Source organism: Curtobacterium sp. C1 (assembly GCF_021049325.1).
Lineage (GTDB): Bacteria > Actinomycetota > Actinomycetes > Actinomycetales > Microbacteriaceae > Curtobacterium > Curtobacterium citreum.
In genome coordinates this window covers 1,850,912-1,862,871 of record NZ_CP088076.1, presented here as the reverse complement: position 1 = coordinate 1,862,871, position 11,960 = coordinate 1,850,912, and the positions used below count along the sequence as shown (strand labels likewise).

Here is an 11,960-nt window from a genome sequence, read left to right as displayed (position 1 = left end):
GGGCGGGCGACGTGAACGACACGGGAACGCACGACCGCCAGTGAGCAGCAGGCCACCGGCACTCGATAGGGTGCTGGTGGCCTGCTGTCGTTCCGCGCGGCCCCACAGCGCGGAAACCCCAGCACCATCCACCACACGAAGGAATCCATTGAGACGCGCAAAGATCGTTTCGACGCTCGGACCCGCCACGTCGGAGTACGAGACCGTCAAGGAGATCATCGAAGCGGGCGTCGACGTCGCCCGCCTCAACCTCAGCCACGGTGACTACAGCGTCCACGAGGCCAACTACGAGAACGTCCGTCGCGCCGCCGAGGAGCTCGGCAAGCCGGTCGCGATCCTCGTCGACCTGCAGGGCCCGAAGATCCGCCTCGCCCGGTTCGCGGACGGCCCCCACGAGCTCGCCGTCGGTGACGTCTTCACCATCACGACCGAGGACGTGCCCGGCTCGAAGGAGATCTGCGGCACGACGTTCAAGGGCCTGCCCCAGGACGTGAAGCCCGGTGACCCGCTGCTCATCGACGACGGCCGGGTGCGGCTCCGCGTGCTCGACACCGACGGCGTGCGCGTGCGCACCGAGGTCGTCGTCGCCGGCACCGTCTCGAACAACAAGGGCATCAACCTGCCCGGCGTCGCGGTCAACGTGCCCGCGCTGAGCGAGAAGGACGAGGCCGACCTCCGCTGGGCGATCCGCCAGGGTGCCGACCTCATCGCGCTGTCGTTCGTGCGCAACGCCGCCGACGTCGACCGCGCGCACGAGATCATGGACGAGGAGGGCAAGCGCCTCCCCGTCATCGCGAAGATCGAGAAGCCGCAGGCCGTCGACGCCCTCGAGGAGATCATCGACGCGTTCGACAGCATCATGGTCGCCCGCGGTGACCTCGGCGTCGAGCTCCCGCTCGAGGCCGTGCCGATCGTGCAGAAGCGCGCCGTCGAGCTGAGCCGCCGCATGGCGAAGCCGGTCATCGTCGCGACGCAGATGCTCGAGTCGATGATCTCGTCGCCGATCCCCACCCGTGCCGAGACCTCCGACGTCGCGAACGCCGTCCTCGACGGTGCGGACGCGGTCATGCTCTCGGGCGAGACCAGCGTCGGCGAGTACCCGGTGCAGACCGTCCGCACGATGGCCCGCATCGTCGAGTCCACCGAGGACCACGGCCTCGAGCGCATCGCCCCGCTCGGCACCAAGCCGCGCACGCTCGGTGGTGCGATCACCCTCGCCGCGGTCGAGATCGCCGAGTTCACCGAGGCGTCGTACCTCTGCGTCTTCACCGAGTCCGGCGACTCGGCCCGCCGCATGTCGCGTCTGCGCCACGGTCTGCCGATCATCGCGTTCACCCCGAACGAGGCCACGCGTCGCCGCATGGCCCTCACGTGGGGCGTCCGTTCGTTCCTGGTCGACCGGAAGACCCACACCGACGAGCTCTTCTCGCAGGTGGACGACGTCCTCCTCGAGAACGGCCTGGCCGCCCCCGGCGACCGCGTCATCGTGACGGCTGGTTCGCCTCCCGGCATCGAGGGCTCGACGAACGACCTCCGCGTGCACCGCGTCGGTGACGCGCACGCCGAGGCCGCCCCGGCCTACGTGCGCGACTGACACCCGGTCACCACGCCACAGGGCGCGGACGGGAGGCACGGTGTGGGTTCCGCACACCGCCTCCGGTCCGCGCCCTGTCGCGTCCCACGCCCGCCCTCGTCCGGAACGGAGCCGCACCCGACGACGCGGCCGCGCCCGCTCTGCGCACCCACCTGTCCACGCGCGGGCGTGAGCGGGCAGGATCGGTGGGGTGAGCCTCCAGGACGAGAACCGTTCCGCCCCCACCGCGACGGACGTGCGCCGCTGGCGCCGCTACCTGGCCGACGAGCGGGCGGAGGCCGCCGTCTACCGGAACCTCGCCGCGCGACGGACGGGTGAGGAGCGCGAGATCCTCGCGGCCCTCGCCGAGGCGGAGGGCCGGCACGAGCAGCACTGGATCGACCTGCTCGGCGACCGGGTGGGGCGGCCGCTGCGGGGGAGTTGGCGGACCCGGGTGCTCGCCGCGCTGGCGAAGCGGTTCGGCTCGGTCTTCGTGCTCGCGCTCATGCAACGTGCCGAGGACCGCTCGCCGTACGCCGACGACGACGACGCCACGGCGCGGATGGCCGCCGACGAGCGGATCCACGGCGAGGTGGTCCGCGGGCTGGCGAACCGGGGGCGGATGCGCCTGTCCGGGACGTTCCGGGCGGCGGTGTTCGGCGCGAACGACGGTCTCGTGTCGAACCTGGCGCTCATCATCGGCATCAGTGCGTCCGGCGCTGACCGCCACTTCGTCCTGCTGAGCGGCGTCGCGGGTCTGCTCGCCGGTGCGCTGTCGATGGGCGCGGGGGAGTACGTCTCCGTGCGGTCGCAGCGGGAGCTGCTCGACGCCTCGGCGCCGCACCCCGAGGCCGGGCAGGCCGTCGCCGACCTCGACGTCGACGCGAACGAGCTGGCGCTGGTCTACCGGGCACGCGGGATGACCGAGACCGAGGCGCAGGCGCACGCGGACGAGGTCCTCGGCGGGCGGACGGTGCCGTCGGCGACCGGCCCGGACGAACACGAGGCGGTCGGCAACGGCATGAGCGCGGCGGTGTCGAGCTTCCTGTTCTTCGCGTCGGGTGCGGTGATCCCGGTGCTGCCGTACCTGTTCGGGCTCGAGGGGTGGGCGGCTGTGCTGCTCGCGGCGCTGCTCGTCGGGATCGCGCTGCTCGGGACGGGCGCGGTCGTCGGGGTGCTCAGCGGAGCTTCACCGCTGCGCCGGGCCCTGCGGCAGCTCGCGATCGGGTTCGGTGCGGCCGCGGTGACGTACGGGCTCGGCCTGCTGTTCGGGACGGGGAGCGCGTAGGACGCGCGGAGGCGTCCGGTCGGGTTCGGGGCGTGGCGGTCAGCGGCGCAGCGCGGTCAGCGTCGCATCGCCGCGCGGGGCGGCAGGAGCAGGAGCGCGGCGGCACCGACCACGACGAGGGCGATCCCGGAGAAGACCGTGAAGACGGTGAGGGCGAGTCCGGGGGCGACGAGGACCACGACGCCGCCGAGGATCGACAGCACGCCGCTCACGACCGTCGGGACCCGCGAGGAGCCGGGGTGACCGACCACGGCCCCGACGAGGGCAGCGATGCCCTCGACCAGGAACGCGATCCCGGCGAGCACCGCGTAGACGAGCAGCGGGATCGCCGGGTCGACGAGCGTCAGGAGGCCGGCGAGCCCGACGAGGACCCCGACGACGCCCGAGGTCCAGCGCCACGCGGGTGGGGTGCCGTGCCCCCGGACGGCGGCGAACACCCGCAGCGCCCCGGCCACCACGAGGTACACGCCGAACACGAGGGCGACGAGCACGAGCGAGGGGCGGGGCCAGACGATCGCGACGATCCCGAGGACGACGGCCACCACGGCCGTCACGACGACGAACACTCGGAACGTGCGGACGGCACGGGAATCCACTGGACCTCCTGATCGATCGGGTGGCCTCCGACGGTACCCGGGCGACCGGACGGGCGTCCGCAACCCGCTGCAACCCCCGCCGCCGTAGCGTCCCGCCCGAGGCGCGCAGACCGTGCGCCGTCGACACCGTCGTCGAGAGGGCACCACCATGACCATCGCAGCATCGCCGACCACCTACGCCGCACCGGGCGAGGACGGAGCGCTCGTCGCCTTCCGCTCCCGGTACGACCACTACATCGGCGGCGAGTACGTCCCGCCGACGGGTGGGCAGTACTTCGAGAACCCCACCCCGGTCACCGGGAAGACCTTCACCGAGGTCGCGCGAGGCGACTCCACGGACGTCGACAAGGCCGTCGCCGCCGCGTGGAAGGCCTTCCCCGCCTGGGGGAGGACGAGCGTCACCGACCGCGCGAACATCCTGAACCGCATCGCCGACCGGATGGAGCAGAACCTCGAGATGCTCGCCGTCGCCGAGACGTGGGAGAACGGCAAGCCGATCCGCGAGACGCTCGGCGCGGACATCCCGCTCGCGATCGACCACTTCCGCTACTTCGCCGGCGCGATCCGCGCGCAGGAGGGCTCGACGGGGGAGATCGACCACGACACCGTCGCGTACCACTTCCACGAGCCGCTCGGGGTGGTCGCGCAGATCATCCCGTGGAACTTCCCGATCCTGATGGCGGTGTGGAAGCTCGCCCCGGCTCTCGCCGCCGGCAACTGCGTCGTGCTGAAGCCCGCTGAGCAGACACCCGCGTCGATCCACGTGCTCCTCGGTCTGATCGAGGACCTGCTGCCCGCCGGGGTCGTCAACGTCGTGAACGGCTTCGGGTTCGAGGTCGGGGCTCCACTCGCGCAGCACCCGGACGTCCGCAAGGTCGCCTTCACGGGCGAGACCACGACCGGGCGCCTGATCATGCAGTACGCGTCGCAGAACCTCATCCCGGTCACGCTCGAGCTCGGCGGCAAGAGCCCGAACGTGTTCTTCGCCGACGTCGCCCAGGAGCGGGACGCGTTCTACGACAAGGCGCTCGAGGGCTTCGCCTTCTTCAACCTCAACCAGGGCGAGGTCTGCACGTGTCCGTCGCGGGCGCTCGTCGCGGCGGAGATCTACGACGGCTTCGTCGCCGACGGGCTCGACCGCGTCCGAGCGGTCAAGCAGGGCCACCCGCTGGACATGTCGACGATGGTCGGCGCCCAGGCATCGAACGACCAGCTCGAGAAGATCCTGAGCTACATCGACATCGGCAAGCAGGAGGGCGCGAAGCTCCTCACCGGCGGCGAGCGCGCGGACCTCGGTGGCGAACTGAGCGGCGGGTACTACGTCACCCCGACGGTGTTCGAGGGCGACAACGCGATGCGGATCTTCCAGGAGGAGATCTTCGGACCGGTCCTCTCCCTCACGCGCTTCAACGGGTACGACGACGCGATCCGGATCGCCAACGACACCCTGTACGGACTCGGCGCGGGTGTCTGGAGCCGCGAGGCGACGACGCTCTACCGGGCGGGCCGCGACATCCAGGCCGGACGTGTCTGGTCGAACACCTACCACCAGTACCCGGCCGGCGCGGCGTTCGGCGGCTACAAGCAGTCCGGTGTCGGCCGGGAGAACCACAAGATGATGCTCGACCACTACCAGCAGACGAAGAACCTGCTCGTGTCGTACGCCGAGGGACCGATGGGGTTCTTCTGATGACGCATCGTCACGCCGAGGGAGCAGCGCCGGAAGGGGGGTCCTCCTGATGACGAACCCCGGGACCACCGCCCGCGTCGACGTCACGCCGGAGGCGGCCGAGCTCCTCCGCGCGCTCACGGCCCGGCACGGACCGCTGATGTTCCACCAGTCCGGCGGCTGCTGCGACGGCTCGAGCCCGATGTGCTACCCCGTCGGGATGTTCCGCACCGGTCCCGGCGACGTCCTGCTCGGCACCATCGACGTCCCCGAGCTCGACCCCGTCGAGGTCACAGCGCCCATCGAGGTGTACATGTCCCGAGCGCAGTTCGAGTACTGGAAGTACACCCACCTCACGATCGACGTCGTCGAAGGGCGGGGCAGCGGCTTCTCGGTCGAGGTCCCCGAGGGCAAGCGGTTCCTCACCCGCTCACGGATGCTGACCGACGCCGAGCTCGAGGACCTGGGCCTGGTCCCGGCGGTGCGGCCGACGTAGGCTGACCGCACCGACCGCGACGGCGCGGCGGAGACCTGCGAGGGGAGGCACCGTGCCCGCTCGCGCAGGGCTCCGCCCGCTCGTCGCCGAGTCCTGGCGTCGCTCGGCCCGGGTGGACCCGGACGGCCTGCCGACGCTCGCGCTCGACGACGCCCAGCTCGACGCCATCCGTGGCCAGGGACCGATCGGCACCGCGCTCCCCGTGGTCCGTCGGCTCCTGCTCGACGACGTCCGCGCCGCCGGGTGCGTCGTCGCGCTGACCGACGCCGCCGGCTGCATCGTCTGGGTGGACGGCGCACGTGCGGCCCGGCGCGCGGCCGAGGACATGGGCTTCACGGCCGGCGCCGACTGGGCCGAGGAGCACGCCGGCACGAGCGCCCCGGGGATGGCGCTCCGCCTCGGCCGCGGCGTGCAGATCCGGTCCGAGGAGCACTACGCCACCGCCGTGAAGGCGTTCTCCTGCACGGCCGTCCCGCTGCACGCGGCGGACGGCTCGGTCGTCGGCGCCCTCGACATCACGGGCGACGACCGTGCGGTCGAGCGCCACACGCTGCCGCTCCTCACGGCGACGGCCGCCGCGGCCGAGGCGGAGATCGCCCTCACCGCCCTCCGGCACGCCACCCGGGCGACCTCGACGACCGTCCCGCGCGCAGACCGAGCCGACCGAGCCGACCGAGCAGACCGAGGCCGCCGCGGTGCCGACTCGGCCGAACTGACGCTGCTCGGGTCCGACACCGCGACCCTCCGGACCGGCGACCGTGCCGTCCGGCTGTCCGAGCGGCACTCCGAGGTGCTCGCCGTCCTGGCGTCCACGCCCGGCGGTCTCGCCGCAGCCGACCTCGCGGTCGCGGTGTACGGCGACCGCCGTGCGGTCCCCACGCTCCGGGCGGAGGTCGTGCGCCTCCGCCGCGTCCTCGCGGACCACGCGCCCGGCGCGCACCTGTCGTCGCGGCCGTACCGCCTGACCGGGATCCGCACCGACGTCGAGACGGTGCTGTCCGCGCTCGACCGCGGGGCGCGCCTCCAGGCCGTCGACGGGTACGCCGGACCGGTCCTGCCGGGGTCGGCGTCGCCGGGCGTCGACGACCTGCGGGACGCGGTCCGGTCCCGGTTCCGCGAGTCGGTGCTGACCGACGGCGGCGTCGAGGCGTTGCAGGCGTGGTCGCGGACCGCGGACGGCGCCGCGGATCCGCAGGTGCTCCGCGCCCTGCTCGGGGTGCTGCCGCGGCGGTCCCCGCGGCGGGCCGGTCTCGTCGCGGCGATCGAGGCGCTCGACCGCCGCTGACGGGGTCGGGACACCGGCCGGGAGGCGCGCCCCGCGTCGACCACGCGGCCGACGGGGTGCGCCTCCCGCAGCGGGTGCGGTCCGGTCAGGACCCGGACGTCGGTGCGGGCGTCGCCTGGTCGCCCTGCTCCGGTGCGCCGGGAGGGGTCGGTGCGTCGGTCGGGGCGTTCTTCGGTGCCTTCGCGTCCTTGCCTGGCGCGGGCGGGGTGGGCGCGTCCTTCGGTGCCTTCGCGTCCTTGCCCGGCGCGGGCGGGGTCGGGGCGTCCTTGCCCGGCGCGGGCAGGGCGACGCAACCCGGGGCCGCCGGAGCGTCCTTGCCGTCCTTGCCGGCGGCGTCCTTCCCGGGCGCCGGCGCTCCCTCGGGCCCGTCCTTCGGCGCGGCCTTCGGCGCGGCCTTCGGCGCTCCGGACGGGGCGCCGCTCGGCGCACCGCTGGGCGCGCCGGTGGGGGCGGTGACGGTCGGGCCGCTGCCGGCACCGTCGGCCATCGCCGCGGTCACGCCCACGCCACCGAGGACGAGCACCGCGGCCGCGGCGGTCCCGATGCCGATCGCGCGGAGCCGGCGGTGTCGGCGCGGGGCCCGCTCGGTCGTGGTCTCGTCGTGCAGTTCGTCGTTCATGGTGTCTCCGGTTCTCCGTGGCGGACCGGGGTGGTCCGCCGACGAGGACGACGGTCGAGCTCGAATCTGAAGCAGGACTGAAGCACAGGGGTTCTCCAGCTGGCTCCATGCTCCGTGCTCACCGACGGACCGTACGGTGTCCGCCGTGAACGCACCCGCACGCATCCTCGTGGTCGAGGACGACGACGCCCTCCGCACCGCCGTCGTCTCGACCCTGCGCGCCGAGGGACACCTCGTCGCCGCGGCCCCCGACGGCCGGACGATCCTCGACGACCTCGACCGAGCCGTCCCGGACCTCGTCCTGCTCGACTGGATGCTGCCCGGGCCGAGCGGCATCCTCCTCGCCGCCCGCATCCGGGCCCGTTCAGACGCCGCCGTCGTGATGATGACCGCGCGCGACGAGCTCGACGACCGACTCCGCGGGTTCGCCGAGGGTGCCGACGACTACGTGGTGAAGCCCTTCGCGATGGCCGAGCTCGTGGCCCGGGTGACGGCCGTGCTCCGCCGCCGTGGTCGAGTGCCGACGGTGATCGAGGTCGGCGACCTGGTGATCGACCCCGAGGGTGCCACGGTCCGACGGGACGGGGTGCTGCTCGACCTCACCGCGACCGAGTTCCGGTTGCTCTGCTTCCTGGCCGAGAGCCGCGGGCGGACGGTGTCGAAGGGCCAGATCACGACCCAGGTCTGGGGCTACGACGCGGTCGCGGCGAACCTGGTCGAGGTGCACCTCAGCGCGCTCCGCCGGAAGATGGAGGCGCACGGCCCGCGCCTGGTGCACACGGTCCGCGGACTCGGGTACCGGCTCGCGGTGGACCGGGGCGCCGCGTGACCGGGTCGCTGCCCACGTCCCCGCTGCGGACCACGTCGCTGCGGCTCCGCACGGTCGTCGCGATCATCGCCCTGCTGGCCGTGCTGCTCACCGGACTCGTCCTCGCGGTCGAGGCCGTCCTCGGCGCCCGGCTCCGGGCCCAGGTCGAGGACCGCCTGCGTGACCGGGCCTCGGCGGCGGCGGCCCTCGTCGGGGTGCTCGACGCCGACGACCTGGCCGACCGGCTCTCCGCGCAGGGGCTCTCCGTCCGCATCGTGCAGCCGGACGGCGCCGCGGTCGAGGCGGGACCGACGCCCGAGCAGCTCCGCTCCGGCCCGCCCGATCCGGCCGGGCTGCCCGGCCCCGCCGGCAAGCGGGCCGCAGGGTCGGAAGGCACTACCCCGGGCTCGGCCACCAGCACCGGCACGAGCACGACGTCGGGCGCCCGGATCACCGCGTCCTCGGTGTCCGACGACGACGGCGTGCTGACCCTCCGGTCGACGCTGGACGACGGCACCCGGATCACGCTGACCGCCGGCACCCGCGACGTCCAGGAGACCCTCACGCAGCTCGGCTGGGTGATGGGCGGCGCCTCGGCAGCGTTCCTCGGCGTCGCGGTGGTCGGCGTCGTGCTCGTCGTGCGTCGATCGCTCCGACCACTCGACGAGATGACCGACACCGCGCGGTCGATCGCCGGTGGCGACCGCGGGCGGCGACTCCGGCCGTCCCGGACCGACACCGAGATCGGCCGGGTCGCGGTCGCCTTCGACGAGATGCTCGACGCCGTCGAAGGTGCGGAGGCACAGGCCCTCGCCGCAGAGGAGCGGGTCCGCGCGTTCCTGTCCGACGCCGCGCACGAACTCCGGACCCCGGTCGCGGGGGTGCGCGCGGCGGCCGACACCCTCGTGCGGAGCGGGGACGACGACGCCGCCACCCGCGAGGTCCTCGCCGTGCACGTCGTCCGCCAGGCCGACCGGGCAGCGCGGCTCGTCGACGACATGCTCACGATGGCCCGGCTGGACCGGGGCATCGCGCTCGAACGCCGGAGCACCGACCTGGTGCCGTGGATCCGCGCCGAGGTGGAGCGGCTCCGGCTCCGGCTGCCCGCCGTCACCCTGGACCTCCGCGCGCCGGACGACCCGGTGCTCGCCGAGGTCGACCCGGACCGGCTCGCGCAGGTGCTCGGCAACCTGGTCGACAACGCCGCCCGCGCCACCGGGGGAGCCGGCACGGTCACGGTCGCCCTCGCCCGTGACGGCACCGACGCTGTCCTCCGCGTCGAGGACGACGGACCGGGCATCCCCGAGCCCGACCGCGAGCGCGTGTTCGACCGGCTCGTCCGGCTCGAGGCCGCACGCGACGTCCGCTCCGGCGGCGCCGGACTCGGGCTGCCGATCGCCCGCGGGATCGCCGTCGCGCACGGCGGGACACTCGCGCACGCGTCCGGGACGGGAGCGCTCGGCGGCGCGGTGTTCGAGCTGCGCCTTCCGGCGGTCGCCGTCGGGCCGACGACGGACCGGGCGGAGGGGCACGTGCTGCTAGCCTGAAGTCCTCGCGAGTGTGGTGGAACGGTAGACACGGGGCACTCAAAATGCTCTGCCTCACGGCGTGCGGGTTCGAGTCCCGCCACTCGTACAAGGACGGCTCACGGCGTGCGGGGCTGCGCTGACCCGGGGGTCCCGCCACTCGTACAAGGACTGCTCACGGCGTGCGGGGCTGCGCTGACCCGGGGGTCCCGCCACTCGTACGAGAAGCCCGGCCTGACGGACCGGTCCTGCTCCGTCTAGTAGGCTCTCCGACGTGAGTGACACAGAAGCAACCCCAGCAGCACCGCGTCGCGTCGTCGTCGCCGAGGACGAGTCGCTCATCCGTCTCGACATCGTCGAGATCCTCCGCGACAACGGGTTCGACGTGGTCGGCGAGGCCGGCGACGGCGAGACCGCCGTCCAGCTCGCGACCGACCTCCGCCCGGACCTCGTCGTCATGGACGTCAAGATGCCCCAGCTCGACGGCATCTCCGCGGCCGAGAAGCTCTCCAAGAACCACATCGCTCCGGTGGTCCTCCTCACGGCGTTCAGCCAGAAGGACCTCGTCGAGCGTGCGACCGAGGCCGGTGCCCTCGCCTACGTCGTGAAGCCCTTCACCCCGAACGACCTGCTGCCCGCGATCGAGATCGCCCTCTCACGCCACCAGCAGATCATCACGCTCGAGGCCGAGGTCGCCGACCTGGTCGAGCGCTTCGAGACCCGCAAGCTCGTCGACCGCGCCAAGGGGCTGCTGAACGAGAAGATGGGCCTCACCGAGCCCGAGGCGTTCCGCTGGATCCAGAAGGCCTCGATGGACCGCCGCCTCACCATGCACGACGTCGCCAAGGCGATCATCGAGCAGCTCAGCGCCAAGAAGTAACGAGCACCCGCTCGCTCACGCAGGAGCGCCGCCGGACATCGTCCGGCGGCGCTCCTGCGTTCCCGGGCGGACGCCCGGCTCACAGTCGATGGAGCAGTCCCGGTCGAGTCGAGGCGCAGGACCCGACGAGGAGTGCTCCATCGACGCAACCCGACGCGCAGCACAGCGCAGCACTGCACCGGACCGGAGGCGCGTCCCGGCCCCGCCGCCGGGCCGACCACCTGGCAAGGTGGGGGCATGGACGACGTGGTGATCCGTGCCTCCCGGCTGGAGGACATGGCGGCGGTGGCCGACCTGCGGTGGCGGTGGAGCGTCGACGAGACCGGGCAGGCGCCGACGGCGACGCCCGGCGAGTACCGCGAGGCGACCGCGGCGTTCGCGCGCGAGCACGCGGCGTCGCACCGGTGCGTCGTGGCGGAACGGGGTGGGGTCGTGCTCGGGATGGCGTGGCTGGCGCTGAACGCCAGGCCGCCGGTACCGCACCGGCCCCGGGGGCGGGTCGCCGCGGAGTTGCAGAGCGTCTACGTCCACCCGGACCTGCGCGGTGGGGGCGTCGCCGGAGCCCTCGTCGCCGCGCTGCTCGACCTCGCCGACGAGGCCGGAGCCGAGCGGGTCGTGGTCCACTCGAGCGCGATGGGGGAGTCGCTCTACCGGAGGCTCGGGTTCGGTGACGCGCGGCTGCTGCTGCAGCGCCCGCCCGAGGACTGACCCGCCGGCGCCGGACGGGACTAGCGCCGCTCGCGGATCATGTTCGTGATGCGCACGGTCGAGCACCGACGGCCCTCGTCGTCGGTCAGGACGATCTCGTGCGTGGTGAGCGTGCCACCGAGGTGGATCGCCGTGCAGGTGCCGGTGACGCGGCCGCTCGTGGCGCTCCGCGAGTGCGACGCGCTCAGCTCGATCCCCACGGCGTAGCGGCCGGGGCCGGCGTGCACGTTCGCGGCCATCGACCCGAGGCTCTCGGCGAGGACGACGTACGCGCCCCCGTGCAGGAGCCCGACGGGCTGGCGGTTGCCCTCGACCGGGATGGAACCGACGGCGCGCTCGGCGGTCAGCTCGGTGATGACCATGCCCATCTTCTCGGCGAGTTCGCCCATGCCCCGGTCGGCCAGTCGGGGGTCCACCCCGGTGTCGGCGAGGGCTCCGGTGGTGGTCGCTTCGTCGGTCACGCGCGCAGGACTCCCGTGTCGGATGGCGTCGGTAGGCTGTCCGGGTGTCGG

The 11,960-nt window shown here is 73.4% G+C and carries 12 protein-coding genes and 1 tRNA gene; 10 read left to right on the top strand and 3 right to left on the bottom strand.

The window, feature by feature from the left end; genetic code table 11:
* Positions 1-148 precede the first annotated feature (148 nt).
* Positions 149-1,594: a pyruvate kinase gene (gene pyk / locus LQK89_RS09035; protein ID WP_058742554.1), complete on the top strand. Its 1,446-nt coding sequence runs from the start codon at positions 149-151 to the stop codon at positions 1,592-1,594.
* Between the two features lie 181 nt (positions 1,595-1,775).
* The gene (locus LQK89_RS09030) at positions 1,776-2,861 is read left to right on the top strand and encodes a VIT1/CCC1 transporter family protein (RefSeq protein ID WP_376983463.1); all 1,086 of its coding nucleotides are present in this window, start codon (positions 1,776-1,778) and stop codon (positions 2,859-2,861) included.
* Between the two features lie 56 nt (positions 2,862-2,917).
* Here LQK89_RS09030 and LQK89_RS09025 read toward each other — a convergent pair whose 3' ends face one another.
* Positions 2,918-3,457, bottom strand: coding sequence for an HdeD family acid-resistance protein (locus tag LQK89_RS09025; RefSeq protein WP_231048914.1), 540 nt, complete (start codon positions 3,455-3,457; stop codon positions 2,918-2,920).
* Between the two features lie 148 nt (positions 3,458-3,605).
* Here LQK89_RS09025 and exaC point away from each other — a divergent pair, with 148 nt between their 5' ends.
* Genes exaC through LQK89_RS09010 form a run of 3 tightly spaced genes read left to right on the top strand, consistent with a single transcriptional unit; the run spans position 3,606 to position 6,907 of the window.
* Complete coding sequence (exaC, locus tag LQK89_RS09020) at positions 3,606-5,147, top strand: acetaldehyde dehydrogenase ExaC (protein WP_231048913.1); 1,542 nt, start codon at positions 3,606-3,608, stop codon at positions 5,145-5,147.
* A 49-nt stretch (positions 5,148-5,196) separates the two neighbouring features.
* Positions 5,197-5,622 (top strand): DUF779 domain-containing protein, encoded by a 426-nt coding sequence (locus LQK89_RS09015; protein WP_231048912.1) that lies wholly within the window; start codon positions 5,197-5,199, stop codon positions 5,620-5,622.
* A 52-nt stretch (positions 5,623-5,674) separates the two neighbouring features.
* A complete protein-coding gene (locus tag LQK89_RS09010) occupies positions 5,675-6,907 on the top strand; it encodes a GAF domain-containing protein (protein WP_231048911.1) in 1,233 nt (410 codons plus the stop codon).
* Between the two features lie 85 nt (positions 6,908-6,992).
* Here LQK89_RS09010 and LQK89_RS09005 read toward each other — a convergent pair whose 3' ends face one another.
* Positions 6,993-7,526, bottom strand: a complete 534-nt coding sequence (locus LQK89_RS09005) for a hypothetical protein (protein ID WP_231048910.1) — start codon at positions 7,524-7,526, stop codon at positions 6,993-6,995.
* A gap of 145 nt (positions 7,527-7,671) precedes the next feature.
* Between LQK89_RS09005 and LQK89_RS09000 the strand changes: the two genes are divergently transcribed.
* From LQK89_RS09000 to LQK89_RS08980, 5 genes are all read left to right on the top strand, one after another.
* The gene (locus tag LQK89_RS09000; protein WP_175325191.1) at positions 7,672-8,355 is read left to right on the top strand and encodes a response regulator transcription factor; all 684 of its coding nucleotides are present in this window, start codon (positions 7,672-7,674) and stop codon (positions 8,353-8,355) included.
* Positions 8,352-9,881, top strand: a complete 1,530-nt coding sequence (locus LQK89_RS08995; RefSeq protein WP_231048909.1) for a sensor histidine kinase — start codon at positions 8,352-8,354, stop codon at positions 9,879-9,881. The genes LQK89_RS09000 and LQK89_RS08995 overlap by 4 nt, the downstream gene beginning before the upstream one ends.
* Before the next feature lie 7 nt (positions 9,882-9,888).
* A tRNA-Leu gene (locus LQK89_RS08990) sits at positions 9,889-9,969 on the top strand.
* Positions 9,970-10,134: 165 nt separating this feature from the next.
* Positions 10,135-10,740 (top strand): ANTAR domain-containing response regulator, encoded by a 606-nt coding sequence (locus LQK89_RS08985; RefSeq protein ID WP_022903868.1) that lies wholly within the window; start codon positions 10,135-10,137, stop codon positions 10,738-10,740.
* Between the two features lie 237 nt (positions 10,741-10,977).
* Entirely contained in the window at positions 10,978-11,448 is a 471-nt protein-coding gene (locus LQK89_RS08980) for a GNAT family N-acetyltransferase (RefSeq protein ID WP_231048908.1), read from the top strand.
* Between the two features lie 20 nt (positions 11,449-11,468).
* On the opposite strand, the gene LQK89_RS08975 is transcribed toward LQK89_RS08980, so the two are convergent.
* Positions 11,469-11,837 carry a PaaI family thioesterase gene (locus LQK89_RS08975; RefSeq protein ID WP_058743365.1) on the bottom strand — a complete coding sequence of 123 codons (369 nt, stop codon included), beginning with the start codon at positions 11,835-11,837 and terminating at the stop codon, positions 11,469-11,471.
* Positions 11,838-11,960 lie beyond the last annotated feature (123 nt).

What these genes read in the sequence shown, in the direction of transcription:
- LQK89_RS08975 (WP_058743365.1), bottom strand. Translation starts at nt 11,837, where the DNA reads ATGGGCGAACTCGCCGAGAAGATGGGCATGGTCATCACCGAGCTGACC.
- LQK89_RS08980 (WP_231048908.1), top strand. Translation starts at nt 10,978, where the DNA reads ATGGACGACGTGGTGATCCGTGCCTCCCGGCTGGAGGACATGGCGGCG.
- LQK89_RS09005 (WP_231048910.1), bottom strand. Translation starts at nt 7,526, where the DNA reads ATGAACGACGAACTGCACGACGAGACCACGACCGAGCGGGCCCCGCGC.
- exaC (WP_231048913.1), top strand. Translation starts at nt 3,606, where the DNA reads ATGACCATCGCAGCATCGCCGACCACCTACGCCGCACCGGGCGAGGAC.
- LQK89_RS09015 (WP_231048912.1), top strand. Translation starts at nt 5,197, where the DNA reads ATGACGAACCCCGGGACCACCGCCCGCGTCGACGTCACGCCGGAGGCG.